Origin of the sequence: Sphingomonas taxi, from assembly GCF_000764535.1 — a bacterium.
In the GTDB taxonomy this organism is placed as follows: domain Bacteria; phylum Pseudomonadota; class Alphaproteobacteria; order Sphingomonadales; family Sphingomonadaceae; genus Sphingomonas; species Sphingomonas taxi.
This window is the reverse complement of sequence record NZ_CP009571.1, coordinates 2,987,686-3,013,922: the sequence shown is the minus strand read 5'-3', so window position 1 is coordinate 3,013,922 and position 26,237 is coordinate 2,987,686. Positions and strand designations below refer to the sequence as shown.

23 protein-coding genes are annotated in these 26,237 nt (G+C 69.1%); 10 read left to right on the top strand and 13 right to left on the bottom strand.

Annotated features, from left to right (window positions below):
- Window positions 1-29: 29 nt before the first annotated feature.
- Both MC45_RS13705 and MC45_RS18970 read right to left on the bottom strand, forming a co-directional pair.
- Window positions 30-1,871: an AsmA family protein gene (locus tag MC45_RS13705; protein ID WP_245640729.1), complete on the bottom strand. Its 1,842-nt coding sequence runs from the start codon at window positions 1,869-1,871 to the stop codon at window positions 30-32.
- Between the two features lie 93 nt (window positions 1,872-1,964).
- The gene (locus MC45_RS18970; RefSeq protein WP_081974441.1) at window positions 1,965-2,126 is read right to left on the bottom strand and encodes a DUF1674 domain-containing protein; all 162 of its coding nucleotides are present in this window, start codon (window positions 2,124-2,126) and stop codon (window positions 1,965-1,967) included.
- Between the two features lie 60 nt (window positions 2,127-2,186).
- Between MC45_RS18970 and MC45_RS13700 the strand changes: the two genes are divergently transcribed.
- The 4 genes from MC45_RS13700 to purH all read left to right on the top strand — a co-directional run bounded on the left by MC45_RS13700 (window position 2,187) and on the right by purH (window position 8,029).
- Window positions 2,187-3,470 carry an RsmB/NOP family class I SAM-dependent RNA methyltransferase gene (locus MC45_RS13700; RefSeq protein ID WP_052075677.1) on the top strand — a complete coding sequence of 428 codons (1,284 nt, stop codon included), beginning with the start codon at window positions 2,187-2,189 and terminating at the stop codon, window positions 3,468-3,470.
- 515 nt (window positions 3,471-3,985) lie between these two features.
- Complete coding sequence (rpe, locus tag MC45_RS13695; protein ID WP_038664222.1) at window positions 3,986-4,657, top strand: ribulose-phosphate 3-epimerase; 672 nt, start codon at window positions 3,986-3,988, stop codon at window positions 4,655-4,657.
- Window positions 4,654-6,408, top strand: coding sequence for a heparinase II/III family protein (locus tag MC45_RS13690; protein ID WP_038664220.1), 1,755 nt, complete (start codon window positions 4,654-4,656; stop codon window positions 6,406-6,408). Before rpe ends, MC45_RS13690 begins: the two co-directional genes overlap by 4 nt.
- Before the next feature lie 58 nt (window positions 6,409-6,466).
- Window positions 6,467-8,029, top strand: a complete 1,563-nt coding sequence (purH, locus tag MC45_RS13685; protein ID WP_038664217.1) for a bifunctional phosphoribosylaminoimidazolecarboxamide formyltransferase/IMP cyclohydrolase — start codon at window positions 6,467-6,469, stop codon at window positions 8,027-8,029.
- A 37-nt stretch (window positions 8,030-8,066) separates the two neighbouring features.
- On the opposite strand, the gene MC45_RS13680 is transcribed toward purH, so the two are convergent.
- The 3 genes from MC45_RS13680 to MC45_RS13670 all read right to left on the bottom strand — a co-directional run bounded on the left by MC45_RS13680 (window position 8,067) and on the right by MC45_RS13670 (window position 13,682).
- Window positions 8,067-9,581, bottom strand: a complete 1,515-nt coding sequence (locus MC45_RS13680; RefSeq protein WP_038664214.1) for a lipopolysaccharide biosynthesis protein — start codon at window positions 9,579-9,581, stop codon at window positions 8,067-8,069.
- 133 nt (window positions 9,582-9,714) lie between these two features.
- Window positions 9,715-12,471, bottom strand: a complete 2,757-nt coding sequence (polA, locus tag MC45_RS13675) for a DNA polymerase I (protein WP_038664211.1) — start codon at window positions 12,469-12,471, stop codon at window positions 9,715-9,717.
- Between the two features lie 131 nt (window positions 12,472-12,602).
- Window positions 12,603-13,682, bottom strand: coding sequence for a serine hydrolase (locus MC45_RS13670; protein WP_038664208.1), 1,080 nt, complete (start codon window positions 13,680-13,682; stop codon window positions 12,603-12,605).
- 209 nt (window positions 13,683-13,891) lie between these two features.
- Between MC45_RS13670 and MC45_RS13665 the strand changes: the two genes are divergently transcribed.
- Window positions 13,892-15,676 carry a thiamine pyrophosphate-requiring protein gene (locus tag MC45_RS13665; RefSeq protein ID WP_038664205.1) on the top strand — a complete coding sequence of 595 codons (1,785 nt, stop codon included), beginning with the start codon at window positions 13,892-13,894 and terminating at the stop codon, window positions 15,674-15,676.
- An 18-nt stretch (window positions 15,677-15,694) separates the two neighbouring features.
- On the opposite strand, the gene nadB is transcribed toward MC45_RS13665, so the two are convergent.
- Window positions 15,695-17,287 (bottom strand): L-aspartate oxidase, encoded by a 1,593-nt coding sequence (gene nadB, locus MC45_RS13660; RefSeq protein WP_038664202.1) that lies wholly within the window; start codon window positions 17,285-17,287, stop codon window positions 15,695-15,697.
- Entirely contained in the window at window positions 17,284-18,207 is a 924-nt protein-coding gene (locus MC45_RS13655) for an ABC transporter ATP-binding protein (RefSeq protein WP_038664199.1), read from the bottom strand. Before MC45_RS13655 ends, nadB begins: the two co-directional genes overlap by 4 nt.
- Before the next feature lie 116 nt (window positions 18,208-18,323).
- On the opposite strand from MC45_RS13655, the gene MC45_RS13650 reads away from it, so the two are divergent.
- Both MC45_RS13650 and tldD read left to right on the top strand, forming a co-directional pair.
- Window positions 18,324-18,557: a zinc-finger domain-containing protein gene (locus tag MC45_RS13650; protein WP_038664196.1), complete on the top strand. Its 234-nt coding sequence runs from the start codon at window positions 18,324-18,326 to the stop codon at window positions 18,555-18,557.
- An 18-nt stretch (window positions 18,558-18,575) separates the two neighbouring features.
- Window positions 18,576-20,006 (top strand): metalloprotease TldD, encoded by a 1,431-nt coding sequence (gene tldD, locus MC45_RS13645; protein WP_038664193.1) that lies wholly within the window; start codon window positions 18,576-18,578, stop codon window positions 20,004-20,006.
- 8 nt (window positions 20,007-20,014) lie between these two features.
- Here tldD and MC45_RS13640 read toward each other — a convergent pair whose 3' ends face one another.
- Together MC45_RS13640 and MC45_RS13635 are read right to left on the bottom strand one after the other, a co-directional pair.
- Window positions 20,015-20,311, bottom strand: coding sequence for a CcdB family protein (locus tag MC45_RS13640; protein WP_038664191.1), 297 nt, complete (start codon window positions 20,309-20,311; stop codon window positions 20,015-20,017).
- A complete protein-coding gene (locus MC45_RS13635) occupies window positions 20,311-20,547 on the bottom strand; it encodes a type II toxin-antitoxin system CcdA family antitoxin (protein WP_081974439.1) in 237 nt (78 codons plus the stop codon). Before MC45_RS13635 ends, MC45_RS13640 begins: the two co-directional genes overlap by 1 nt.
- A 77-nt stretch (window positions 20,548-20,624) precedes the next feature.
- Between MC45_RS13635 and MC45_RS13630 the strand changes: the two genes are divergently transcribed.
- The 3 genes from MC45_RS13630 to MC45_RS13620 all read left to right on the top strand — a co-directional run bounded on the left by MC45_RS13630 (window position 20,625) and on the right by MC45_RS13620 (window position 22,677).
- Window positions 20,625-20,831 carry a putative signal transducing protein gene (locus MC45_RS13630; protein ID WP_038664189.1) on the top strand — a complete coding sequence of 69 codons (207 nt, stop codon included), beginning with the start codon at window positions 20,625-20,627 and terminating at the stop codon, window positions 20,829-20,831.
- Window positions 20,832-20,963: 132 nt separating this feature from the next.
- Window positions 20,964-21,302 (top strand): P-II family nitrogen regulator, encoded by a 339-nt coding sequence (locus MC45_RS13625; protein WP_038664187.1) that lies wholly within the window; start codon window positions 20,964-20,966, stop codon window positions 21,300-21,302.
- Window positions 21,303-21,315: 13 nt separating this feature from the next.
- Window positions 21,316-22,677, top strand: coding sequence for an ammonium transporter (locus MC45_RS13620; protein WP_038664184.1), 1,362 nt, complete (start codon window positions 21,316-21,318; stop codon window positions 22,675-22,677).
- A gap of 355 nt (window positions 22,678-23,032) precedes the next feature.
- Here MC45_RS13620 and ribH read toward each other — a convergent pair whose 3' ends face one another.
- Genes ribH through ribD form a run of 4 tightly spaced genes read right to left on the bottom strand, consistent with a single transcriptional unit; the run spans window position 23,033 to window position 26,216 of the window.
- A complete protein-coding gene (ribH, locus tag MC45_RS13615) occupies window positions 23,033-23,452 on the bottom strand; it encodes a 6,7-dimethyl-8-ribityllumazine synthase (protein ID WP_038664181.1) in 420 nt (139 codons plus the stop codon).
- Between the two features lies 1 nt (window position 23,453).
- Window positions 23,454-24,593, bottom strand: coding sequence for a 3,4-dihydroxy-2-butanone-4-phosphate synthase (gene ribB / locus MC45_RS13610; RefSeq protein WP_038664179.1), 1,140 nt, complete (start codon window positions 24,591-24,593; stop codon window positions 23,454-23,456).
- Window positions 24,583-25,200 (bottom strand): riboflavin synthase, encoded by a 618-nt coding sequence (locus MC45_RS13605; RefSeq protein ID WP_038664176.1) that lies wholly within the window; start codon window positions 25,198-25,200, stop codon window positions 24,583-24,585. The genes ribB and MC45_RS13605 overlap by 11 nt, the downstream gene beginning before the upstream one ends.
- The gene (gene ribD, locus MC45_RS13600; protein ID WP_038664173.1) at window positions 25,185-26,216 is read right to left on the bottom strand and encodes a bifunctional diaminohydroxyphosphoribosylaminopyrimidine deaminase/5-amino-6-(5-phosphoribosylamino)uracil reductase RibD; all 1,032 of its coding nucleotides are present in this window, start codon (window positions 26,214-26,216) and stop codon (window positions 25,185-25,187) included. Before ribD ends, MC45_RS13605 begins: the two co-directional genes overlap by 16 nt.
- Window positions 26,217-26,237 lie beyond the last annotated feature (21 nt).

The window sequence follows — 26,237 nt, the reverse complement described above, 5'->3', positions numbered from 1 at the left end:
ACGTCAGGGGAATCGCAGCGTCGCCCCCCTTATCGCAGCGCCCGCGCCACCAGCCCGCCGCAATCGGCATCGACCGCACTCGGCCCCTGGCGGCCGGTGATCGCGCGGCCGATCGCCTTGAAGATGTTGCCGGCCGACTTCACCTCCGCCGGCACGGTCAGCCGGGGATCGCTGAGGCTGCCGGTCACGAACGCCGATCCGGGCAGCCGCAGCAGGCTGTGCCCCTTGGGCGCGCCGGTCAGCCGCAGGTCGATCCGCTCGTCGGGGAAGCGCACCGTCCCGGCGCCGTGCAGCTGGCTCGCGCTGGTGTCGACGACCAGCGGCGCCGCGCTGCCGCGCCCGCCGCGCACCGGCAGCGCCAGCACCAGGCAGCGCAGCCGCGCGCTGTCGCCGCCGCCGGCGAGCAGCGCCCGCCCCGCGTCGAACCCCAGCGCCGCCGCATAGCGCGCCGGCAGGCTGCCGTCGCGGATCGTCAGGCCGATCTTGCCGTCGGACCGCCCGACCGCCGCGCGGATCGTGTCGCCGCGCCCGCGCAGCCGCGCCAGCGCCTCGACCCGCCCGGTGAACGCGCCCGCGGCACCGTCGAACGCCTCGACCCGCGTGCCGACCAGCCGCAGGTCGACCGCCAGCATCGGCGTCTTCGCCCCGCCGCGCTGGTCGACCGTCACGCTGCCCCGCGCCGTCCCGCCGGCGAGCCGCACGGTCAGCGGCGCGACCCGCAGCCGCTGGTGGTCGAGCGCCAGCACGCCGTCGATCCCCGTCACCGACGTGCCGCCGCCATGGCTGAACACGCGCGCGACGTGCACCGCGATCCGCCCGTCGGTGCGGTCGATGTTGGCGAGGTTGATCCGCGTGTTCGGCACCAGCCGCGGCCCGATCGCGCGCTCCAGCGCGGCACCCTTGGCGAGCCCCTCGTCCGACGACAGATCGTCGAAGTCGAACCGGCGCGCCGTCACCGCGCCGTCCAGCTTGGTGCGCCCGTCCTGCTTGTCGACGGTGACGTGGCCGGCGATGTCGGACCGGCCGATCGTGCCCTTGAGGCCGGTGACGATCCACCGCGGCGCCGCATGGCGGACGTGCGCGGTCAGCGCCACCGGCTGCGTCCCGAACAGCCCCGCCTCGATCACCGCGTCGATCAGCCGCAGGTCGGCGGCGCGCGCCGCGACGTCGAGCGTCATCGCATCGGTGTCGAGCGGCCGGTCGGTCGTGCCGGTCGCGCGCATGTGCAGCGCCGCGCCGTCGATCGTCGCGGTGAACGCCCACGGCCCCGCCACCGGCTGCGCGACCGAGGCGCCGGTGAGCGCGATCCGCACCGGCGTGCCGCGGATCGTCCCGCTGCCCTTGGCGCGCAGCCCCTGCGCGTCCGACGCGAAGGCGACGCGCACGCTGCGCTGCCGTTTGTCGTCGCGATAGGCGATGATGCTGTCGCTTACGGTCAGCCCTTTGAGATCGTTGGACGATCCGCCGCGCTCCGGATCGCCCGGCCGCGACCAGTTGGTGCGCCCGTCGGCGGCCCGCACCAGAGCGAGCTGCAATCCGTCGACGACGATGTCGCGCGGCTTGAACGTGCCGGTGAGCAGCGGCCACACTGGAAAACTGACCCGCGCCTCGCGCAGCCGCAGGAAGTCGCCGCCGCCCGCCCAGTCCGCCTGCGCGATCCGCACCCCGCGCACCGCGATCGTCGGCGTGAAGCCGAACCCGTCGGTCCGCGTCATCGCCGCGATCGTCACCGGCCGCCCGAAGCGCTTGCTCAGCCGGTCGGCGACGACGCCCTTGAGCATCCCGAACGGAAAGGCCGCGATGACGAGGAGGGCTACCAGCGATATCGCCCCGGCGATGGCCAGCAGGAGGACGCGCCTGTCCGGCCTCAAAACCCCGGCCTCACACCCATCGTTCGGCCCAAGCCTGACGCCACGCTAACATGCATCATGGACGCGCATCAGGCCGATATGGTTCCGTTATGGTCAGAAGTCGATCGCAATACCTTTCAGCTCCCAATCGCCATAGCGCGTCGGATCAAGGCCAAGCGGGTCGGGCTGCGTCGATGTTTTCGCCTCCGGCTGCGGCACCGGCGGATTCTGGCTCAGATAAGCGGGCGGCTTCACATGCTCGGGACGTTGGCCCATTGCGTCTCTCCGGTCTAAGAGGTGGATTCCACATGGTCCCCACCGTCAGGTAAGACAAGTTTGCCCCGTTCTTCCAATACCGATTCCGATGCGCTCGGCACCCCCTCCCGCCGCGCCGCGCTGCGCCTGCTCGATGCGGTCCTGCGCCGCGGCGAGCCGCTCGAACAGGCGCTCGTCGCCGCGACGCGCCACGTCTACGGCCCCGATCGCGGCCTCGCGCATGCCATCGCCGCCGAGGTGCTGCGCCGGCTGCCCGATCTCGACGCGCTGATCGATTCGGTCACCGAACGGCCGCTGCCCGACGATGCCAAGGCGCGGATGGCGCTGCGCATCGCGCTGGTTCAGGCGCTCGTCCTCGGCACGCCGCATCATGCCGCGATCGCCACCGTGCTGCCGCTGGTCGACGGCGGTCCGCGCAAGCTCGTCCATGGCGTGTTCGGCGCGATCGTCCGCTCGGGCGTGCTGCTTCCCGAAATCCCGGCGCTGCCGCCGCTCGCCGAGGCGCGCTGGGAGGGCGAATGGGGCGCCGCGATGATCGACGGCGCGGCGCTGGCGATCGCCGCGCCGCCGCCGCTCGACGTCACGCTCGCCGATCCCGCCGAGACCGACCATTGGGTCGCCGAACTCGGCGGCACCAGCCTGCTGCCTGGCCATGTCCGGATCGCGGACGCCGGCTCGGTCACCGATCTGCCCGGCTTCGCCGAGGGGCGCTGGTGGGTGCAGGACGTCGCCGCCTCGCTGCCCGCGCGGCTGCTCGCCGATGCCGCGCACGGCAGCGCGATCGACCTGTGCGCCGCGCCCGGCGGCAAGACGCTCCAGCTCGCCGCCGCCGGCTTCACCGTGGCGGCGGTCGACGTCTCCAATGCGCGCATCAAGCGGTTGCGCGAGAACCTGTTCCGCACGCGGCTGAAGGCGGAGGTGATCGCCGCCGACGTGCTCAAATGGGCGCCGGCCGAGCCGGCCGACGCGCTGCTGATCGACGCGCCGTGCAGCGCCACCGGCATCTTCCGCCGCCACCCCGACGTGCTCCACCGCGTCCACCCGCCGATCATCGAGGAGATGGCGGCGCTGCAGGCGCGTCTGTTCGCCCGCGCCGCCGACTGGGTGAAGCCCGGCGGCACGCTCGTCTTCGCGACGTGCAGCCTCGAACGTCAGGAAGGCGAGGACCAGCTCGCCCGCTTCCTGTCAGCACGCCCAGACTATGCGATCGACGCACCGGACGCGGCGCTGCTCCCGGCGGGCATCCCCGTCCACCCCGACGGCTACGTCCGCACGCTGCCGAACATGCTGACCGGCGAAGGCGGCTGCGACGGCTTCTTCATCGCAAGGCTGAAACGCGGCTGACCAAGTCCTCCCCCGCCAGGGGGAGGTGGCAGCGCGAAGCGCTGACGGAGGGGGAGGACAGGGCGGGAGCCCGCTTAGCAAGCTCCCACCCCATCCTCCCCCTCCACCACCACGCTTGCGCGCGGCGGTCCCCCTCCCCCTGGCGGGGGAGGACTTGGTCAGCCGCTTCCAATGCTTGCAAGTGGCGATCCCGCGTAACGTCGTCGACGCCGGCCGATCACCGCGAAAATCAGTCACCCGGACGTGTCCGGGCCCCCTTCGAAACTGCCCCAGTGCTCCTGCGAAAGCAGGAGCCCAGGAGTCCCGCACGCCGTAAGACGTTGTTTTGCGTAACCCTGGGCTCCTGCTTTCGCAGGAGCACCGTGCGTCTCCACCGCCGACGCGGACGTTCGCGACGTTTCGACTTTTCCGAAGGTCCACCCTGCGGCGGACCCGGAGCACGACCGCCGCAGATTTGGTTAACCCCGCCCCCAAGCGCATTGTAATAGAAGGACAGGCGGTTAGAGAGAAAGGCCATGCAACCGGTCCGTATCGCCCCCTCCATCCTCTCCGCCGACTTCGCCAAACTCGGCGAGGAGGTCCGCGCGATCGATGCCGCGGGCGCCGACTGGATCCATATCGACGTGATGGACGGTCATTTCGTCCCCAACATCACGATCGGCCCGGCGGTGGTGAAGGCGCTGCGGCCGCATACGAGCAAGCCGTTCGACGTCCATCTGATGATCTCGCCGGTGGACGTTTATCTCGACGCCTTCGCCGAGGCCGGTGCCGACGGCATCACCGTCCACCCCGAGGCCGGCCCGCACATCCACCGCACGATCCAGCACATCAAAGGGCTCGGCAAGCGCGCCGGCGTCGTGCTCAACCCCGGCACCCCCGCCAAGATGCTCGATTACCTCATCGACATGGTCGATCTGGTGCTCGTGATGAGCGTCAACCCCGGTTTCGGCGGCCAGAGCTTCATCGACAGCCAGCTCAGGAAGATCGCCGCGATCCGCAAGATGATTGACCAGACCGGCCGCGCGATCGACCTCGAGGTCGACGGCGGCGTCGATCCGGTCCACGCCGCACGCTGCGTCGCCGCCGGCGCCGACGCGCTGGTCGCCGGCACTGCCGCCTTCCGCGGCGGCCCGTCCTGTTATGCCGCCAACATCGCCGCGCTGCGCGGCACCCCGGCGGCGGGATGAACGACCTGTCGCCGCCGACCGACGCCCCCCTCACCGAATCGCCGCCCGACGGGATCGAGGAGGGCAAGCGCCTGATGCGCGTCGGCGGCGAGCGCGGGCTCAGCCTCGCCGAACGCCTTTCGGAACGGCTGCACAAACTGACGTGGCGCACGCCGATCCACAATATGCGCCTCAAGGGCCGCTACCCGCTCAAGCTGATCGCCGTCCCCGACGACCCCGTCATCGGTGACGTCCGCCGCGGTCAGGCGATGCTGCGCGGCGATCTCAGCTTCCGCGGCGAGACGCATCCGATCGACACGCTCGCGTTCAAGCGTGGCGAATGGGGCAAGCCCTTCGCCGAGTACGTCCACAGCTTCGCGTGGCTGCGCGACCTGTCGACGGTGGCGACGCGCGCGCAGGGCGCGCCGATCGCCGAGGCGTTGATGGCGCGCTGGCTCGGCGATTATGCCGAGCGCGTCGATCCGCTCGCCTGGCGTCCCGACCTGTGGGGCCGGCGGCTGCTGTTCTGGACCGCGCATGCGCCGCTGATCCTGTCGTCGACCGATCTCGTCTATCGCTCCAGCGTGCTCAACACGCTGGCGCGCGGTGCCCGCCACCTCGATCGCGGCGCCGACAAGGCGCCGCCGGGTGCGCCGCGCATCGCGGCCTGGTGCGGCGTCGTCGCGGCGGGGCTGCTGATCCCCGGCGGCGATCCGCGCCGCAGTTTCGGCGAGGCGGGGCTCGCCCGCGCGCTCGCCAACGGGCTCAGCGAGGATGGCGGCTCGGTGTCGCGAAGCCCGGTGATGCTGCTCGACACGATCATGCTGCTCGCCATGCTGCGCGAGACCTATGAGGCGCGGCGCGAGGAGATGCCCGCCGTGGCGCAGACAGCGCTGACCCGCGCCGTGCCGGCGCTGCTCGGCGTCACCCATGGCGACGGCATGCTGTCGAGCTGGCAGGGCGGCGGCCCGGCGATGCCCGATGCGCTCGCCGCGGTGATCGCCGCCAGCGGCGTGCGCACCCGGCCGCTGCGCCAGGCGCGCGACTGGGGCTATCAGCGGCTCGCCGCCGGCGGCGCGGTGCTGATCGTCGATGCCGCGCCACCGCCGATCGCCAAATTGGTCGAGGGCGGCTGCGCCTCGACGCTCGCCTTCGAATTCTCCGACGGCGAGACCCGGCTGATCGTCAATTGCGGCGGCGCGCGCGCCGCGGTGCCGCAACTGCCGGCCGCTTATGCCGAGGGGCTGCGCACCACCGCGGCGCATTCGACGCTGGTGGTGGGCGATTCCAATTCGACCGCGATCCTCGCCGACGGCACGCTCGGCCGCGGCGTCGCCGAGGTCGAATTGTCGCGGCAGGAATCGGACGTCGCCAGCCGCATCGAGGCGAGCCACGACGGCTATGTCCGTCGCTGGGGCTTCGTCCACCGCCGCCAGCTCATGCTGACCGGCGACGGCAAGGAATTGCGCGGCGAGGATGCGCTGCTGCCGCAGGGCCGGCGCCGCAAGCTCGGCGTCGTGCCGTTCGCGGTGCGCTTCCATCTGGGGTCGCAGGTCGAGGCGTCGCCGACCGCCGATGGTCTGGCGGCGCTGCTCCGCCTGCCCGGCGGCGCGCTCTGGCAGTTCCGCTGCCGCGGCGGGACGCTGACGATCGAGGATTCGCTGTGGATCGACGGCGAGGGCCACCCGGTCGCCACGCAACAGCTCGTCGTCAGCGGCGAGGCGCCGGCGGGCGGCGCCAACGTGAGCTGGGCATTGAAACGCGCGATCTGACCTGTTCGGACGCATGTTCCGCCGCTAGGGGGACGCGCGACTGCCGCAAAGGAAGACCATGTCCACCATCTCCATCAAGCGCGCCCTGCTGTCGGTCTCCGACAAGACCGGCATTGTCGAGCTTTCTCAATCACTTGCCGCGAAGGGCGTCGAGCTGGTTTCGACCGGCGGCACCGCCAGGGCGCTGCGCGACGCCGGCCTTGCTGTGCGCGACGTTAGTGAAGTTACCGGCTTTCCCGAGATGATGGACGGCCGCGTCAAGACGCTCCACCCGATGGTCCACGGCGGCCTGCTCGCGGTCCGCGACGACCCCGAGCACGCCGCGGCGATGGCGGAGCATGCGATCGGCGCGATCGACCTGGTGGTGGTGAACCTCTATCCGTTCGAGGCGACCGTCGCCCGCGGCGCCGACCGCGACACGGTCATCGAGAACATCGACATCGGCGGCCCCTCGATGGTCCGCTCCGCCGCCAAGAACCACGCCTATGTCGCGATCGTCACCGACCCCGCCGACTATGCCATCGTCGCGGCCGGCGAGACGACGCTCGACCAGCGCCGCCTGTTCGCCGCCAAGGCCTTTGCCGCCACCGCCAGCTATGACGGCGCGATCGCGCGCTGGTTCGGCACCGTCGATCAGGCCGAGCCCTTCCCCGCGGTGCTGCCGGTGACGATGACCCGCGCCGCCTCGCTGCGCTACGGCGAGAACCCACACCAGTCCGCCGCCTTCTACGCCAGCAACGACGGCATCCGCGGCATCGGCCAGGCGCGCCAGGTGCAGGGCAAGGAGCTGAGCTACAACAACCTCAACGACGCCGATGCCGCGCTCGAGCTGGTCGCCGAGTTCCGCGACGCCGCGCCGACCTGCGTCATCGTCAAGCACGCCAACCCCTGCGGCGTCGCCACCGCCTCCAGCCTCGAAGCGGCCTATGCCGAGGCCTTCGCCTGCGACACCGTCTCGGCGTTCGGCGGCATCATCGCGGTCAACCGCCCGCTCGACGCGGCGACGGCGAAGGCGATTACCGGCATCTTCACCGAGGTGGTCGTCGCCCCCGACGCCGACGAGGAGGCGCTGGCGCTGTTCGCCGCCAAGAAGAACCTGCGGCTGCTGCTCACCGGCGACCTGCCCGATCCGGCGCGCGCCGGCCTGTTCGCCAAGTCGATCGCCGGCGGCTGGCTGGTGCAGGGCCGCGACAATGGTACGCCAGGCGAGCTGAAGGTCGTCACCAAGCGCGCTCCCACCGAGCAGGAGCTGGCCGACTGCCGCTTCGCCTGGACCGTCGCCAAGCACGTCAAGTCGAACGCGATCGTCTATGCCAAGGACGGCGCGACCGCCGGCGTCGGCGCGGGCCAGATGAACCGTCTGGAATCAGCGCGCATCGCCGCGAGGAAGGCGAAGGACGCCGCCGACAAGGCGGGCTGGGCGATGCCGCGCACGATCGGCTCGGCGGTCGCGTCGGACGCCTTCTTCCCATTCGCCGACGGCCTGCTCGCCGCGGTCGAGGCGGGGGCGACCGCGGTGATCCAGCCGGGCGGATCGATCCGCGACGAGGAAGTGATCGCCGCCGCCGACGCCGCGGGCCTCGCGATGGTCTTCACCGGCATGCGCCACTTCCGCCACTAACGCCTATAGCCCTCCCTTGCGGGGGAGGGCTTCAAGTCTACCGGACGGGTGATCCCACGTTGGGCAAGGTGGCCTCCTCGGCATTGGGCATCTTGCCGAACAACGCCCGGTCGGCCGGACCGAACGCCCATTTCCACAGCACGAACAGATAGGTCGCGGCGATCGCCGGTTCGCCGCCGGCGAGTTCGAGCCATTCGAACTGCGGCGGCAGCGCGGTGAACACGCCGCCGACCAGCGTCGCGGCGATCACCGCCCACAGCAGCGGCCAGCGCCACGGCGACACCGGTGCGGACAGGATACGGCCGAGCAGCGTCGCCTTCACCACCGAGGTCAGCGCCACGCTGACCATCAGCGCCACCGCCGGCCCCGCCGCCTGCCACGTCGTCGGCCAGCCGAGCCGGCGCATCGCGACGATCAGCGCGAAGCTCAGCGCGATCTGCACCGCCAGCATGACGATCGAGATGATCAGGTTGCGATGCCGCGCGGTATAGACCAGCGCCGATTCGCACACCGCCCCGGTCGAGGCGAGCACCTCGGCGGTCAGCAGGAAGCCGAGCGCCGCACTCCCAGCGACGAATTGCGGCCCGACCACGCCCATCACCGCCCCCGCGGGGATCGATCCCATCAGTGCCAGCCCGGCCTGCGCCGCCATGATCCAGAACGCCACCTGCCGCACCTGATGCGCGATCGCGGCGCGATCGTTGACCGCGAGGCTCTTGGTGATGACCGGGCCGAGGATCGGATCGAAGCTGGTCTTGAGCTTCTGCGGCAGGCTCGCGACCTGCTGCGCCATGTAATAGATGCCGACGATCTTCGGCTCGAACATCACGCCGAGGATGAAGCGGTCGACGTTGCGGCTGCCCCATTCCAGTGCGTCGGCGCCGGCGAGCGGCGCATTGGCGCGGGCGAGCGCGAACAATTGCCCGGGATGCGGCGACCAGCCGCGCGGCAGGCCGTAGCTGCGCAGGAACGGCACGAAGCTGGCGATCAGCGCTGCGGTCATCGACGCGACATAGGACAGGACCAGCCCGTCCTTGATCGTGAAGAAGGAAAAGACCCAGGCGGCGATCGAGATCGTCCACGGCTCGACCACGGCGCGCGCGGTCACCGCCGCCTTGACGTCGTGGCGATAGGCGAGCGCCGACAGGCTGACGTCCGACCAGGCCACCGCGACGATGATGCACGGCAGGAACCGGTCGAGCCCGGTCACCTGCGTATTGGCGTACATCACCTGCGGGAAGGCGATCAGCACCGCGCTCGCCGCGATCGACAGGATGAAGGCGAGCGCCAGCGCATCCCAGACGACGCAGACATGCGGCTGGTCGGAGGACGACAGCGCCTGCGCGAGGCCACGCTTGAGACCCAGTGTAGCGACCAATGCGGCGAGTTCGACCACGACGACGGCGAGCGCGAAGCGGCCGACCAGATCCGGGCCGTAGAGGCGGCCGGCGATGAACAGGAACGGGATGCGCGCGGCGAGGCGCAGCACGAAGCCGGCGATATTGGTGCGCCCGCCCTTGGCGAGCGCGTCGATGTCCTTCGATTCGGTCACGGGTTGACGATCGCGAGCGTCCCGCACCCACCCTCACCCTTCCGGCGCTGCGCGCCTCCCTCCCTCTCCCGCCGGGAGAGGGAAAAGCCGCCGAAGGCGGCGAAGGGTAAGGGCGAGCGCGCGCCGTCAGCGATCAATGCGCCGCTCCCCAGCTCGCGCCCGTCCCGATCTCGATCCCGAGCGGCACCGACAGCGTTACCGCCGGCTGCGCCGCCTCGGCCATCACCCGCTCGATCACCGGCCTGGCCGCGTCGACGTCGCCCTCGGGCAGTTCGAACACCAGTTCGTCGTGCACCTGCAACAGCATCTGGACGTCGGGCAGCCCCGCGTCGCGCAGCGCCGGCTCCATCCGCACCATCGCGCGCTTGATGATATCGGCGCTGGTGCCCTGAATCGGTGCGTTGATCGCGGCGCGCTCGGCGCCCTGCCGCTCGTGCTGCACCTTGCTGCGGATGCGCGGGAAGTGCGTCTTGCGGCCGAACAGGGTGGTGGTGAAGCCGCGCTCGCGCACGCTCTGCGTCGTCTCGGCGATATACGTGTTGATGCCGGGGAAGCGCTCGAAATAGCGGTCGATCATCGCCTGCGCCTCCTCGGCGCTGACGTCGAGCCGCCCGGCGAGCCCCCAGCGGCTGATGCCGTAGAGGATTGCGAAGTTGATCGTCTTGGCGCGGCCGCGGGTGTCACGGTTGACCTCGCCGAACAGCTCCATCGCAGTCAGGCTGTGGATGTCGTCGCCATTGGCGAAGGCGTCGCGCAGCGCCGGCACGTCGGCCATATGCGCCGCCAGCCGCAGCTCGATCTGCGAATAATCGGCGGCGAGGATGACGTTGCCCGGCTCGGCGACGAAGGCGTCGCGGATCTGCCGGCCCACCTCGGTACGGATCGGGATGTTCTGCAGATTGGGCTCGGTCGACGACAGGCGCCCGGTTTGCGCCCCGGTCAGCGAGTAACTGGTGTGGACGCGGCCGGTGCGCGGGTTGATCTGCGCCTGCAACGCATCGGTATAGGTGTTCTTGAGCTTGGTGAGCTGTCGCCAGTCGAGCACGCGCGCGGCGATCTCGGCGCCGGGCGAATCCTTGTCGGCGGCGATCCGCTCCAGCTCGGTGACGTCGGTCGAATAGACGCCGGACTTGCCCTTGCGGCCGCCCTTGATGCCCATCCGCTCGAACAGCACGTCGCCCAATTGCTTGGGGCTGCCGATCGTGAACGGCGCGCCGGCAAGACCGTGGATCACCGTCTCCAGCCCGGCGATCTGGCCGCTGAACTCGGCGGACAGGCCGGACAGCCGCTCGCGATCGACCTTGATCCCGCGCATTTCCATCCGCGCGATCACCGGCACCAGCGGCCGGTCGACCATCTCATAGACGCGCGTCGCCTCCTCGGCGGGCAACCGCGCCTTGAAGCGCTTCCACAACCGATAGGTGACGTCGGCATCCTCGGCGGCGTAGCGCGTCGCCGCCTTGAGATCGACCTCGTGGAAGCCGCGCTGCGTCTTGCCGGTGCCGACCACGTCCTTGAACGCGATGCAGCTATGCGACAGGTGCGTCGCCGCCAGCTCGTCCATGCCATGGCCGTGCAGCCCGGCGTCGAGGTCGAAGCTCATCACGATCGTATCGTCGTGCGGCGCGATCGCGATGCCATGCAGCCCGAGCACGATCATGTCGAACTTGAGATTATGCCCGATCTTGAGCACCGACGCGTCCTCGCAGAGGACCTTCAGCCGGGCGAGCGCCGCGTCGCGCTCGATCTGCGGCGGCGTCTCGCCGAACAGGTCGCTGCCGCCGTGGCCGAGCGGGATATAGCACGCCTTGTTGGCGCCGAGCGCGAGGCTGACGCCGACCAGATCAGCGCCGGTCGCGTCGGTGCCGGTCGTCTCGGTGTCGATCGCCACCCAGCCCTGATGCTGCGCCTGCGCGATCCAGCGGTCGAGCGTCTCGACGTCGACCACGGTTTCATAGGCGTCATGCTCGCACGGCGGATCGGCTTCATAGGGCACCGAGGCGGGTGCGGGGACGGGATCGTCGGCGACCTGGCCGAGCTTGGCGAGCAGGGTGCGGAAGCCGTGATGTTCGAGGAAGGCGCGCAGCGGCGCGTCGGGGATGCCCTTGAGTTCGAGATCCTCGAGCGGTTCGGGCAGCGCGACGTCGCAGCGCAGCGAGACGAGTTCGCGGCTCAGCCGCGCCATGCCGGCGTGCTCGATCAGATTGTCGCGCAGCTTGCCCTTCTTCATCCCCTCCGCGGCGGCAAGGACCGATTCGAGGTCGCCGTGTTCGAGGATCAGCTTGGCGGCGGTCTTCGGGCCGACGCCGGGGACGCCGGGTACGTTGTCGACGCTGTCGCCCATCAGCGCGAGCACGTCGCCGAGCTGCGTCGGCGCGATGCCGAAGAACTTCTCGGCGACATGCTCCGCGCCGAGCCGGCGGTTGTTCATCGTATCGTAGAGGTCGAGGCCGGGCTCGATGAGCTGCATCAGATCCTTGTCGGAACTGACGATCGTCACTTGCCAGCCCTGCGCCAGCGCCGCCTTGGCGTAGCAGGCGATGATGTCGTCCGCCTCCAGCCCCTCGGTCTCGATACATGGCAACGAGAAGGCGCGGGTGGCGTCGCGGATCATCGGGAACTGGGGGACCAGATCCTCGGGCGGCGGCGGCCGGTGGGCTTTATACTGATCGTACAGATCGTTGCGGAAGGTCTTCGACGATTTGTCGAGGATCACCGCCATATGCGTCGGCCCCTCCGCCGCGTGCAGCTCGTCGGCGAGCTTCCACAGCATCGCGGTATAGCCATAGACGGCACCGACCGGCTCGCCGTGTTTGTTGGTGAGCGGCGGCAGGCGATGATAGGCGCGGAAGATATAGCCCGAGCCGTCGACGAGATAGAGATGGGGCATCGTGGCTGCGTTTACCCGATCGGCCGGGCGGCACCAACCTCTGCTTGGGATGGACGCCGGGTTTGGCGGAGTGTGGCTTTGGGGTAACAGGGCCTTAATCATCCCGACGTTCGCCGGGATGACGATAGGGGTCAGGCGCCCGTCGCCCCGCCCCCCGCATAATTCGCCACCGCCGCCGCGACCGACTGGATCAGCTGCTGCCGTTCGCGGATCGGCCGTCGCGAATCCCCGATCATCACCGCGATCGCATAGCGCCGACCGTCGGGCGCGGTGAGCAGGCCGACGTCGTTGAAGCCGGCATTGCGACCGCCGAGATCCTGCCCGGTGCCGGTCTTGTGCGCGATCTGCCAGCCGGCGGGCAAAGCGGCGCGCAACCGGGCGCGGCCGGTCACCGAGGCGCCCATCGTATCGAGCAGGATGCGCGTCGAGGTCTCGGTGAACAGCTCGCCACGCGCCAGCCGCGACAGCGCGTCGGCGATCGCGAGCGGTGCCGCGCCGTCCGGCGGATCGTTGACATAAGCGTCGAGCGCCGCGGTGCGCGCCTCCGGCGACAGGCGCGAGCGTGCCGCCTCGAAGCCGCCGCCGACCGCCATCGACTGGCTCCACGTCAGCCCCGCGGTCCTCGACTGGAGCAGGCGCTCGCCGGGGCCGAAGCGGATGTCGCCCAATTGTTTGCGCTCGATCATCGCATGCACCGCGGCGGGGCCGCCGACATAGGTGAGCAGCCGGTCGTTGGCGGTATTGTCGCTGTGCGTCAGCGCACGGGTGAGCAGTTCGCCGACGGTGGTGTGATAGCCGTCGCCCTTGACCAGCATCGCGATCGGCTGGTGGAACAGCGTCAGGTCCTCGGGGCGGACGACGACGGGATCGTCGAGCCGCGCCTTGCCCTGGTCGCGCAGGTCCATCAGCGTCATCGCGACCCACAATTTGCTCACCGACTGTTGCGGCAGGCGGATCCGCGCGCCCGGCGAGGTCACCGTCCATCCCGCGTCGACGGCGCGGATTGCGATGCCGAACTTGCCGTCGAAATTGCGCGCGAGCGCATCGATTGCGCTGGTCAGCTGTGCCGGTGCCACCCGGCGCGGCGGCGGTGCGGCGGCGGGGATCGGGATCGACACCGCGAGCGCCGGTGTCTCGGCGGGGGCGGGGCCGCTGCCGATCGGCCGCGAGGTCGAGCCGCAGCCGGCAAGGGCGGCGCAACTGGCGATCATCAGGATCGATCGGGCCGGACGGCCATACGCTATCATACGGGAATAGGGGCCTCAGCTGGCAAGGCGACGATCCTTATCGGAGGAACGGTGCGGAGGAACCGGCGATCGGGTCGACTGCGACGAACCGCGGCACCGGTACGGCGAAACGCGGGGCACCATTGCCGCGGCCCGTCCGTTACTGCCGCAATCGGGCAATCAGGACGACCGCCATGGCACAGATGACCAGCGACTTTTTCGTGGACCGGCTGAAAGCCTGGGGCGTGACCCGCATCTACGGCTATTCGGGCGACGGCATCAACGGCGTGCTCGGCGCGCTGCAACGCGCGGAGAAGGCGGGCGAGGGCATCGAGTTCATCCAGGTCCGCCACGAGGAAATGGCCGCGTTCATGGCGAGCGCGCACGCCAAGTTCACCGGCGAGCTCGGCGTCTGCCTGTCCACCGGTGGCCCCGGCGCGACGCATCTACTCACTGGCCTGTACGACGCCAAGCTCGATCATGCGCCGGTGCTGGCGATCGCCGGCCAGGCGGAGACGACGGTGCGCGGCGCGAGCTATCAGCAGGAGCTCAACCTCGACCGCATCTTCGCCGACGTCGCCGATTACGTGCAGGAGGCGACCGCGCCGGCGCAGGTCCGCCATGTCACCGACCGCTCGATCCGCATCGCGGTGGCGGGCAATGGCGTCGGCGTGATCGTGCTGCCCAAGGACGTGCAGGACGAACCCTATGAGGATCCGAAAGTCCAGCACGGCTTCACCCGCTCGGGCGTCGGCTACAGCCGGCCGCTGATCGTGCCGCAGCCGCGCGACCTCGCCCGCGCCGCGGAGGTGCTCAACGCCGGCGAGAAGGTCGCGATCCTGATCGGCGCCGGCGCGCGCGACGGTGCCGAGGCGGTGGTGCGCGTCACCGACCTGCTTGGCGCGGGTGTCGCCAAGGCGCTGCTCGGCAAGGACGTGCTGTCCGACGAACTGCCCTTCGTCACCGGCGCGATCGGCCTGCTCGGCACCAAGCCGTCATGGGACATGATGCAGGGCGCCGACACGCTGCTGATGATCGGCACCGGCTTTCCATGGGCGGAGTTCCTGCCGCCCGACGGCAAGGTCCGCGCGGTGCAGATCGACGTCGATGCCGGCATGCTCGGGCTGCGCTATCCGACCGAGGTCAATCTGCACGGCGGTGCGCGCGAGACGCTGGAGGCGCTGATCCCGCTGCTCCACGCCAAGCCCGACCGTAGCTGGCGCGAGACGATCGAGGCAGGCGTCGTCGACTGGTGGCAGACGCTGGAAGCGCGTGCGATGGCCGAGGCCAAACCGGTCAACCCGCAGCGCGTGGTGTGGGAGATGTCACCGCAGCTGCCCGCGAATGCGATCGTCACCTCGGACAGCGGATCGTGCTGCAACTGGTATGCGCGCGACTTCAAGCTGAAGCAGGGACAGCGCGCGTCGCTGTCCGGCGGGCTCGCGTCGATGGGGGCGGCGGTGCCCTATGCAATCGCGGCGAAGTTCGCGCATCCCGAGCGGCCGGTGGTGGCGCTGGTTGGCGACGGGGCGATGCAGATGAACAATCTCGCCGAGATGATCACCGTGCAGAAATATTGGCAGCGTTGGGCCGATCCGCGCTTCATCGTCTGCGTGTTCAACAACGAGGACCTCAACGAGGTCACGTGGGAGCAGCGTGTGATGGAGGGCAATCCGCGCTTCCCGACGACGCAGGACCTGCCCGACGTGCCCTATGCGCGCTTCGCCGAGATGATCGGGCTTAAGGGCATCTTCGTCGAGCGACCCGAGGATCTGGCGGGGGCCTGGGCGGCGGCGCTGGCCTCCGACCGGCCGGTGATCCTCGAGGTGAAGACCGATCCCGAGGTCGCGCCGTTGCCGCCGCATCTGACGTTGGCGCAGGCCAAGGCATTCATGTCGTCGATGGCCAAGGGCGACCGCGGCGCCGGCCGGGTGATCGCCGAGACGGCACGGCAATTGTTCAAGGAGGTGACCGGCTGAGGGCGGCGATCGCTTCCCTTACGGGACCAGCACCGTATCGACCGCCTCCGGCAGCGTCTCGGGATAGTCGAGCGTATAATGCAGGCCGCGGCTCTCGTGCCGGTGCAGCGCCGAGCGGACGATCAGCGCGGCGGTCTGCAACAGGTTGCGCAGCTCGATCAGATCGGGGGTGACGCGGAAATGGCCGTAATAATCCGCCACCTCCTCGGTCAGCATCTGGATGCGGTGCTGCGCGCGTTCGAGCCTTTTGGTGGTGCGGACGATGCCGACGTAATTCCACATGAAGCGTCGGATCTCGGTCCAATTCTGCTTGATCACCACCTCCTCGTCCGAATCGGTGACGCGGCTCTCGTCCCACGGGCGGATCACCGGGACAGGCGGCAGCCCGTCCCAATGCGCCGCGATATGGTCGGCGCAGGCCTCGCCGAACACGAAACATTCGAGCAGGCTGTTCGAGGCGAGCCGGTTAGCGCCGTGCAGCCCGCTCTCGGTGCACTCGCCCGCGGCATAGAGGCCGGGTAGATCGGTGCGGCCGTCGCGGTCGATGACGATGCCACCGCAGGTGTAGTGCTGCGCCGGCACCACCGGGATCGGCTGCGTCGTCATGTCGATGCCGAGGCCGCGTAACTTCTCATAGATGTTGGGGAAATGGCCGCGGACGAAATCGGCGGGCTGGTGGCTGATGTCGAGATGGACGTAATCGAGGCCGTAGCGCTTGATCTCGGCGTCGATCGCGCGCGCGACCACGTCGCGCGGCGCCAGCTCCATCCGCTCGGCATCGTAATAGGACATGAAGCGCTTGCCGGTGGTCGGGTTGATCAGCCGCCCGCCCTCGCCGCGCACCGCCTCGGTGATGAGGAAGTTCTTGACCTCGAGATGGTAGAGGCAGGTCGGATGGAATTGCATCATCTCCATGTTGGAGACGCGCGCACCCGCCCGCCACGCCATCGCGATGCCGTCCCCGGTCGCGCCGCGCGGCGCGGTGGAGAAGAGATAGGTGCGCCCCGCGCCGCCGGTGGCGAGCACCGTCGCCTTTGCGGTGTAGAGCGTGACGCGGCCGGTGCCGCGATCGACTGCATAGACGCCCCAGACGTTGCCTGCGCCCGAATAGCGCTGTTCGTGGCGGCTGGTGGCGAGGTCGATCGCGACCTGATCGGGGACGAGCGTGATATTGGGATGCGCCTCGGCGGCGCGTTGCAGCGCCTCCTGCACCGCCCAGCCGGTCGCGTCCGCGACATGGACGATACGGCGATGGCTGTGGCCGCCCTCGCGGGTGAGATGAAGCGTATTCCCCTCGGTGGCGAAGGGGACGCCGAGCTGTGTCAGTCGCTCGATCGCGGCGGGGGCGCCCTCGACGACGAATTCGACGATATCGCGGTCATTGAGGCCGGCCCCGGCGACCATCGTATCCTCGACGTGATTGTCGAACGTATCGCCGGGTTCGAGCACCGCGGCGATCCCGCCCTGCGCCCAGGCGGTCGACCCTTCGTTGAGCGCGCCCTTGGCGAGCACGGTGACCCTGAACCGTTCCGCGAGGTTGAGCGCCGCGGTGAGCCCCGCGGCGCCCGAGCCGACGATGAGGACGTCGCTGTTGCGGGTCGCTTCGGTCACGCGTTGCTGGCGCGCGTCAGGCTGAGGAACACGTCCTCCAGATCGGGCTCCTTGGTCGAGACGTCGACGATGCCGAAGCCGTCGTGCTGGACCGCGGCGAGCACCTCGCCGGCGTTGACCCGGTCCTTGGCATAGGTGATCTCCAGCGTCCGCGCGCCCTTCAGCACGATCTTGCCGAAACAGGCGTTGACCGGCAGCGTCGCGACGTCGCGGTCGACGGTGACCGCCACCACCTTTTCCTGCGCCTTGCCGACCAGCTCCCGGGTCGGTTCGTTGGCGATCAGCCGGCCGTGATTGATGATCGCGATCCGGTCGCACAATTCCTCGGCCTCCTCGAGGTAGTGCGTGGTCAGCACCACGGTGACGCCGGCGTCGTTCAACTGGCGGACATAGGCCCAGAGTTGCTGGCGCAATTCGATGTCGACCCCCGCGGTCGGCTCGTCGAGCACCAGCACCGGCGGCGAATGAACCATCGCCTTGGCGACCATCAGCCGCCGCTTCATGCCGCCCGACAAGGTGCGGGCATAGGCCTTCGCCTTGTCCTCCAGATGCACCGCGCGCAGCAATTCCATGCTGCGCCGCTGGCCCTTTGGGACCCCGTAGAGGCCCGCCTGGATTTCCAGCGTCTCGATCGGCGTGAAGAAGGGGTCGAACAGGATCTCCTGATTGACGATACCGATCGACGCCTTGGCGTTGCGCGGCTGCGCGTCGATGTCGAAGCCCCAGATCTCGGCGCTGCCCTTGGTCTTGTTGACCAGCCCGGCGAGGATGTTGATCAGCGTCGACTTGCCCGCGCCATTGGGGCCGAGCAGGCCGAAGATCTGCCCCCGCGGCACGTCGAAACTGACCCCGTCGAGCGCGCGCTTGCCGCCCTGATAGGTCTTGCAGAGGTTCTGGATGCGGATCGCTGCCTCGGTCATGCAGGCGGAATACGCGGATCGTGATGGGGTGCAACCCATTCCTCCCCGGCACGGCGGTCCCCTTCCCCGCGTCGGGAGGATTGAAGCGGCTCGCGCGTCTTGCTATCCGCCTCCGCATGATCCCGCCGCCCGAAACCATCCGCGTCTCGCAACGCCGTGTCGCCTGTGATGGCGCTACCGATATTCCGGGTGGCGCCGCGCTCGGCCATCCGCGCGTCTTCCTGCAGATCGACGACGAGGGCTATGTCGATTGCGGCTATTGCGATCGGCGCTTCGTGCTGATCGGCGGACCCGCCGACGGCGCCGACCAGTCGAAATTGCCCGATCATCCGGATGGCGCCAGCGTTTAACGCCCCTATATCGGGGGTATGACTGTAGCCGCCGATCCCCGCTCGTTCCTCTACCGCGACGCTCTGTCGCCCGACGCCGCGCTCCGCCTCACCGCGGATGCGCTCGGCCGCGCCGATGACGGCGAACTGTTCCTGCAATATCGCAAGGCCGAGGCGTTCGGCTTCGACGATGGCCGGCTGAAGACGGCGAGCTACGACACCAACGCCGGTTTCGGCCTGCGCGCGGTGTCGGGCGAGATGACCGCCTTCGCGCACGCCAACGAACTGTCGGAGGCAGCGATCCGCCGCGCCGGCGAAACGATGGCGCTGATCGATCCGACGACGAGCGCCAAGGCGCCGCCGCCGCAGGGCAACAACCGCCACCTCTATACTGACGCCGATCCGCTCGACCTGGTGCCGTTCGCCGACAAGGTGAACCTGTGCCAGACGATCGACGCCGCGGCGCGGGCGCGCGATCCGCGCGTCGCGCAGGTCTCGGTCGGCCTGTCCGGCACGTGGAGCGTGGTCGAGATCGTCCGCCCCGACGGCTTCGTCGCCACCGACGTGCGACCGCTCGTGCGGCTCAACATCCAGATCGTCGTCGAACAGAACGGCCGCCGCGAGACCGGCACGTTCGGCATCGGCGGGCGCTATCTCTACGATCGATTGTTCGACGCGACGGTGTGGAACCGCGGCATCGATGAGGCGCTGGCGCATGCGCTCGTCAATCTCGACTCGGTGGCGGCGCCGGCGGGCGAGATGACCGTGTTGCTCGGGCCGGGCTGGCCGGGGATCGTGCTGCACGAGGCGATCGGCCATGGCCTTGAAGGCGACTTCAATCGCAAGGGCACCAGCGCGTTCTCGGGACGGATCGGCGAGCGCGTCGCGGCGCCGGGCGTCACCGTGGTCGACGACGGCTCGCTTCCCGACCGGCGCGGCTCGCTGTCGATCGACGACGAGGGCACGCCGACGTCGGAGACGGTGCTGATCGAGGACGGTATCCTCAAGGGCTATATGCAGGACCGGCTCAACGCGCGGCTGATGGGCGTCGCGCCGACCGGCAATGGTCGTCGCGAGAGCTTCGCGCATGCGCCGATGCCGCGGATGACCAACACCTTCATGAAGGGCGGTACCGACGATCCCGCCGAACTGCTGAGCCGGGTGAAGCGAGGCATCTTCGCCAAGAGCTTCGGCGGCGGGCAGGTCGATATCGTCTCGGGCAAGTTCGTGTTTTCCTGCACCGAGGCGTATCTGATCGAGGACGGCCGGATCGGCGCGCCGATCAAGGGCGCGACGCTGATCGGCGACGGCCCGACGGTGCTGACCAAGGTCGCCGGGATCGGCAACGACTTCGCGCTGGACGAAGGGATCGGCGTCTGCGGCAAGGGCGGGCAGAGCGTGCCGGCCGGCGTGGGCCAGCCGACGCTGCTGGTCGACGGGCTGACGGTGGGCGGGACGGCAACGGGGTAATCCCTGCGTTACACCCCCGTCAGCATCATGTCGAATGCGCCGATGATGTCGAAGCGATAAGCGCTGAGATCGGCTATGTAGGTTTGCAACGCGCCGCGGCTCAATGCTGCGGCGAATTGCGTGACCATCGCATAGCGTTCCCCTTCTATGTCGAACATCGGATTGAGACGCGCACGGCGAGGCGGCGCTTCCTCAAGCCGCATCAACGGTACGACGAGACGGCTGCCGAGAAACCCTAGCGAGTCCGCCTGACAATCTAGGATAAGCTGGCCGTCCGGCGTGCGATACACGTCGAACTGCGCCATCAGAACAGCCGATACTTTTCCAGCGGCAACCCGTTCTGTTCCACCCAGCGATTGACGGCCTCCGCCCACTCGCGACTCTGCTCGCGCCAGCGATGATCGAGTTCATGTTTCAAGGCTGCGCGTAGGGACTCGACATCGTCATCATGGGCGACGCCGAAGCGCGCGGCCTCGGCGCGAACTTCAGTCACGCTCATTTGACGCGTGCTCTTCAGCGGCAGGTCGAGCGTACTTGCCATGAAGTGATGATATGGACGATGGGTCGGCCGGTCAACGGACGCCAAGGGGTGGCCGTGCGACCATAGAGGGATGTCCCATGAGCCTCGTCGAACTGGGTCGCTACGATCGCAACCTCGCCAATATCATCGTCGGGCGGCTCGACTCCGAGGGGATCGATGCGATCGCCTTCGACGGCGGGGCGAGCATCGCCGACGGCAGCTATCTGCTGATCCCGGTACGGGTGATGGTCGATGACGAAGATGTCGATGCCGCCAAAGCGATCGTCGATGCTGCCCAATTTTAAGGCAGTCTTTCGCATCTGCACAATTATCTAACGGGCAAACCCCACGACGCGTCACAAAGCGCGCCTATATCTCCCTTTCAGCGATTGGCACGATGATTGCGATGCTTCCCTCGGACAATCGAGGGGGCAGGGATGAAGCTGGTCATTGCGATCATCAAGCCGTTCAAGCTCGACGAGGTGAGGGAAGCGCTCACCACGTTGGGGGTGGCGGGAATGACGGTTACCGAGGTCAAGGGGTTCGGCCGCCAGAAGGGGCAGACCGAAATCTACCGCGGCGCCGAATACAGCACCAACATGGTGCCCAAGATCAAGATCGAGGTGGTCTGTCCGGGCGATCTCGCCGACCGCGTCGTCGAAGCGGTGCAGGCCTCGGCGAACACCGGCGCGATCGGCGACGGCAAGATCTTCGTGCTCGAAGTCGGCCAAGCGGTGCGCATCCGCACCGGCGAAACCGACGATTCGGCGCTCTGAGGGGGGTAACAGGATGAAGCACGGATTGAAGATCGCCGGCACCGCGGGGCTTGCCGCCCTCGCGTTCGCCGCGCTGCCCGCCTGGGCACAGGACGCCGCCTTGCAGGCGCCCGCCGCCGCCGCGCCGGCCGCGACGGTGAACAAGGGCGACACCGCCTGGATGATGACCTCGACGGTTCTCGTCATGATGATGATCCTGCCCGGCCTCGCGCTGTTCTACGGCGGTCTCACCCGCTCCAAGAACATGCTGTCGACGATGACGCAGATCGGCGCGGTCGCCTGCCTGGCGATGCTGCTGTGGGTGATGTATGGCTACAGCCTCGCCTTCGGCCCCGACGTCACCGGCGGCCTGTCGAACGTGATCGGCAGCCTCGACAAGGCATTCCTCAAGGGTGTCACCGCCTCGTCGCAGGCGGCGACCTTCACCGCGGGGGTCGAGATCCCCGAATATGTCTTCATCTGCTTCCAGATGACCTTCGCGGCGATCACCGTCGCGCTGGTACTGGGATCGGTGGTCGAGCGGATGAAGTTCAGCGCGGTGATGGTGTTCGCCGCGGTTTGGCTGACGATCGTCTATTTCCCGATCGCGCACATGGTCTGGGCGTCGTCGGGCGTGTTCTTCAAAGCAGGCGCGCTGGATTTCGCCGGCGGCACCGTCGTCCACATCAACGCCGGCGTCTCGGCGCTGGTCGCCTCGATCATGCTCGGCAAGCGGATGGGCTATCCCACCACGCCGATGCCGCCGCATTCGCTGACGCTGACCGGGGTCGGCACCGGCCTGCTGTGGGTGGGCTGGTTCGGCTTCAACGCGGGTTCGGCGCTGGAGGCGAATGGTTCGGCAGGGCTGGCGATGCTCAACACCTTCGTCGCCACCGCTTCGGGCGGGCTGTTCTGGATGCTGGTCGAGCGGGCGCGCGGTCACAAGGGGTCGGCGCTGGGCTTCTGCTCGGGCATCATCGCCGGGCTGGTCGCCGTCACGCCGGCGGCGGGCAATTCGGGGCCGTTCGGCGCGATCGTGCTCGGCGCCGTCGCCTCGGTGGTCTGCTTCTTCGCGGTCTCGGTGCTCAAGCCGAAGCTCGGCTATGACGACGCGCTCGACGCCTTCGGCGTGCACGGCGTCGGCGGCATGATCGGCGCGGTCGGCACCGGCATCGTCTATGCGCCCTCGCTCGGCGGGCCGGGTGCGGCGGATTATGCGATGGGCGCCAAGCTGCTCGTCCAGATCGAAGCGGTGGTCACCACCGTCGTCTGGGCGTCGATCGGCACGGTCATCGCGATCCTCGTCGCCAAGGCGATCACCGGCCTGCGTGTCGCTCCCGAAGTCGAGCAGGAAGGCCTCGACCTCGGCGAGCACGGCGAGCGCGCCTATAATTGATCCTATCGGGGGCGGGGGCACGAGACCTCCGCCCCCCACGACGTTCCTCCTGCGGACGACCTTGACCCGGTACGGCGACGTACCGGGTCTTTTTTGGTTCGCGCGAAGACGCGAAGACGCGAAGGGGGTGTGGGTGGCGCAGGCGTCAGCCTGCTCTTCGCATGACGGCGGATCGGGGCATGGCGTCGGCACGAAGGCGACACCTTCGCGCCTTCGCGTGAGTCGATGTTCGCGCGAAGGCTCAGAGGATATCTGGGCGGGGTGAGCGGTGCGGAATTTCGCTGGGCCGTGGCCGCCGCAGCGGGCGAAACCCCTCTGCGTCCCCGCGTCTCTGCGCGCCAAAACCCTTACGTGATTACGCCAGCCGCTCGCGCAGCGCGAGCATCGCCAGCGCCGCCTGTGCCGCGCCGGCGCCCTTGTCGAGCTGCGCCGGGTCGGCGCGGGCGATCGCCTGCGCCTCGTTCTCGGTGGTCAGGATGCCGTTGCCGATCGCGAGGCCGTCGAGCGTCAGCGCCATGATGCCGCGCGCGCTCTCGTTCGAGACGATCTCGAAATGATAGGTCTCGCCGCGGATCACGACGCCCAGCGCGACGAACGCGTCATACCGGTCGGTATCCGCCGCCAGCGCGATCGCACCGGGCACCTCAAGCGCGCCCGGCACGGTCACCGTCTCGTGGCTATGGCCCGCCGCCTCGATCGCCGCGCGGGCGCCGGCGAGCAGCATGTCGTTGAGATGGTCGTAGAAGCGCGCTTCGACGATGAGGATATGCGCCATGTCAGTCGTCCGCCTCGATTGCCCGTTCGCCGACGATCGACAGGCCATAGCCGTCGAGCCCGACCAACGTATGGTGGGTGTTGGTGAGCAGCACCATTTCCTCGACGCCGAGCTCGGTGAGGATCATCGCGCCGACGCCATAGTCGCGCAATTCCTCCATGTCGGCCGCCGGCAGCGTCCCGGCCTTGGCCTGGAGCGCGACGGTGAACTGGTCGGCGCGCGGACGGTTGATGACGACGATCACGCCGGCCCCTTCCTCCGCGATGATCTCCATCGAGCGACGCAGCAGCCCCTCGCGCGCGCCATTCTCGCCGAAGATGTCGGCGAAGGGCGACAGCGCGTGCATCCGCACCAGCGTCGGCTTGGCCGGATCGACCTTGCCCTTGACCAAAGCGATCTGCTCGGTGCCGGTCGCCTTGTTCCAGAAGGTGAGCGCGGTCCATTCGCCGCCCCATTCGCTGGTGAAACGCGCCTCGGCGCGCTTCTCGACGAGATGGTCGTAGCGGCGGCGATAGGCTATGAGGTCGCGGATCGTGCCGATCTTGAGGTTGTGGAACTGCGCGAAGGTGACGAGGTCGTCGAGCCGGGCCATCGTCCCGTCCTCGTTCATGATCTCGCAGATCACGCCCGAGGGGTTGAGCCCGGCGAGCCGCGACACGTCGACCGCCGCCTCGGTATGGCCGGTACGCACCAGCACGCCGCCGTCGCGCGCGACCAGCGGGAAGACGTGGCCGGGGGTAACGATCTCTTCGCGCGCCTTCGACGAATCGATCGCCACCGCGATGGTGCGCGCCCGGTCGGCGGCGGAGATGCCGGTGGTGACGCCGTCGCGCGCCTCGATCGAGGTGGTGAAGGCGGTCTCGTAGCGCGTGCCGTTGTTGCGGCTCATCAGCGTCAGGCCGAGCTCGTCGACGCGCTTCTTGGTCAGCGCGAGGCAGATCAGGCCGCGACCGTGCTTGGCCATGAAGTTGATCTTCTCGGGCGTCGCCATCTGCGCGGGAACGACGAGATCGCCCTCGTTCTCGCGATCCTCGTCGTCGACGAGGATGAACATCCGGCCGTTGCGCGCCTCGTCGATGATCTCCTCGGGCGAGGACAGGAAGGCGTGACGCAGACGCCCCAGCTCGGGTTTAGCGGCCACGATAATGCTCCATGCGTTGCAGATAGCGGGCGAGCACGTCGATCTCGATATTGACCGCCTGCCCCTCGGCGAGGCCGCCGAGCGTGGTGACCGCCTGCGTGTGGGGGATGAGGTTGACCCAGAAGCGGGTCGTCGCGCCGTCGTCCTCGACGTCGTTGACGGTCAGCGAGACGCCGTCGATCGTGATCGAGCCCTTGGGGGCGATGAACGGCGCGAGCGCCGCCGGGACGGCGAAGCCGATGCGATGCGATTCGCCGTCCGGCGTGACGTCGAGCACCTCGGCGATGCCGTCGACATGGCCGGTGACGATGTGGCCGCCGAGTTCGTCGCCGAGCTTCATCGCGCGCTCGAGGTTGAGGCGGCGACCTGCCGTCCATTGATCGCGGGCGGTGCGCGCGATCGTCTCGCCCGACGCCTGCACGTCGAACCAGCCGCGATCCCCCTCGTGCCCCTTGTCGATGACGGTCAGGCAGACGCCCGAACAGGCGATCGATGCGCCGAGGTCGATCGTCTCGGTATCATAAGCGGTGGCGATGCGGACGCGCGTGTCGCCGCGGACCTCGACCGTCTCGATGGTGCCGATATCGCTGACTATGCCGGTGAACATGGGGTGCGCTCGTAGACCTCGAGACGGTCGGTGCCAAGGTCGCGCGCATCGTGCAACAGCCAGCGACCATGGGTGGTGCCAAGATCGGCTATGCCGAGGTCGCCGAGCGCCGCCTTGCCCGCGCCGATCAGGATCGGCGCGCGGTAGAGCAGCAGGCGATCGACCAGATCGGCGCGGAGAAAGGCGGCGGCGGTCGCCGCGCCGCCCTCGACGAGGATATGGTCGGCGGGGAGGGTGGCGATGGCGGCAGGCGAGTCGATCGATACCGTCTCGCGCTCACCCTCGCCCTTCGGCGCTGCGCGCCTTTTCCCTCTCCCATCGGGAGAGGGAGGGAGCGCCGCAGGCGCGGAAGGGTGAGGGCGAGACGACAGGATGACCCGCAACGGGCTACGCTCTTCCAGCCCCGGCAGCCGCACGTCGAGGCTGGGTCGGTCGGTCTCCCATGTCCCGCGACCGACGAGGATCGCCTCGTGCCGGCTGCGTTCGAGATGCGCGTGGGCGCGCGCCCCGGCGCCGGTGATCCAGCGGCTGCTGCCGTCGGGCAATGCGATGCGGCCGTCGAGCGAGGTGGCGAGCTTGAGCGTCACGAACGGCCGGGCGAGGCGCCGGCGTGTCAGAAAGCCGGCCATGCTGCGCGCGGCGTCCTCGGCACGCACCCCGGTCGCGACGGCGATCCCGGCGTCGTGCAGCCGCGCGATGCCCGCGCCGTCGGTGCGCGGATCGGGATCGCCGAGCGCCACGACCACCCGCGCAATGCCCGCAGCGACGAGCAGATCGGCGCAGGCGGGGCCGCGCGGCGAGACATGCGCACAGGGCTCCAGCGTCACATAGGCGGTGGCGCCACGCGCAGCCGCGCCGGCGGCGGCGAGCGCCTTCGCTTCGGCATGCGGCCGGCCGCCGGGCTGCGTCCAGCCCCGGCCGACGACGCGATCGTCCGCGACGAGGATGCAGCCGACGTTGGGATTGGGCGCGGTACGGCCGCGCGTCCGTTCGGCGAGCGCGAGCGCCGCGCCCATCCAGCGCGCGTCGTCGCCGCT

Bases quoted from the DNA above. Each gene is read 5' to 3' on its own strand.
- MC45_RS18970 (WP_081974441.1), bottom strand. From the start codon at position 2,126: ATGGGCCAACGTCCCGAGCATGTGAAGCCGCCCGCTTATCTGAGCCAG.
- rpe (WP_038664222.1), top strand. From the start codon at position 3,986: ATGCAACCGGTCCGTATCGCCCCCTCCATCCTCTCCGCCGACTTCGCC.
- MC45_RS13690 (WP_038664220.1), top strand. From the start codon at position 4,654: ATGAACGACCTGTCGCCGCCGACCGACGCCCCCCTCACCGAATCGCCG.
- purH (WP_038664217.1), top strand. From the start codon at position 6,467: ATGTCCACCATCTCCATCAAGCGCGCCCTGCTGTCGGTCTCCGACAAG.
- polA (WP_038664211.1), bottom strand. From the start codon at position 12,471: ATGCCCCATCTCTATCTCGTCGACGGCTCGGGCTATATCTTCCGCGCC.
- MC45_RS13670 (WP_038664208.1), bottom strand. From the start codon at position 13,682: ATGATCGCCAGTTGCGCCGCCCTTGCCGGCTGCGGCTCGACCTCGCGG.
- MC45_RS13665 (WP_038664205.1), top strand. From the start codon at position 13,892: ATGGCACAGATGACCAGCGACTTTTTCGTGGACCGGCTGAAAGCCTGG.
- MC45_RS13655 (WP_038664199.1), bottom strand. From the start codon at position 18,207: ATGACCGAGGCAGCGATCCGCATCCAGAACCTCTGCAAGACCTATCAG.
- MC45_RS13650 (WP_038664196.1), top strand. From the start codon at position 18,324: ATGATCCCGCCGCCCGAAACCATCCGCGTCTCGCAACGCCGTGTCGCC.
- tldD (WP_038664193.1), top strand. From the start codon at position 18,576: ATGACTGTAGCCGCCGATCCCCGCTCGTTCCTCTACCGCGACGCTCTG.
- MC45_RS13640 (WP_038664191.1), bottom strand. From the start codon at position 20,311: ATGGCGCAGTTCGACGTGTATCGCACGCCGGACGGCCAGCTTATCCTA.
- MC45_RS13635 (WP_081974439.1), bottom strand. From the start codon at position 20,547: ATGGCAAGTACGCTCGACCTGCCGCTGAAGAGCACGCGTCAAATGAGC.
- MC45_RS13630 (WP_038664189.1), top strand. From the start codon at position 20,625: ATGAGCCTCGTCGAACTGGGTCGCTACGATCGCAACCTCGCCAATATC.
- MC45_RS13625 (WP_038664187.1), top strand. From the start codon at position 20,964: ATGAAGCTGGTCATTGCGATCATCAAGCCGTTCAAGCTCGACGAGGTG.
- MC45_RS13620 (WP_038664184.1), top strand. From the start codon at position 21,316: ATGAAGCACGGATTGAAGATCGCCGGCACCGCGGGGCTTGCCGCCCTC.
- ribH (WP_038664181.1), bottom strand. From the start codon at position 23,452: ATGGCGCATATCCTCATCGTCGAAGCGCGCTTCTACGACCATCTCAAC.
- MC45_RS13605 (WP_038664176.1), bottom strand. From the start codon at position 25,200: ATGTTCACCGGCATAGTCAGCGATATCGGCACCATCGAGACGGTCGAG.
- ribD (WP_038664173.1), bottom strand. From the start codon at position 26,216: ATGGGCGCGGCGCTCGCGCTCGCCGAACGGACGCGCGGCCGTACCGCG.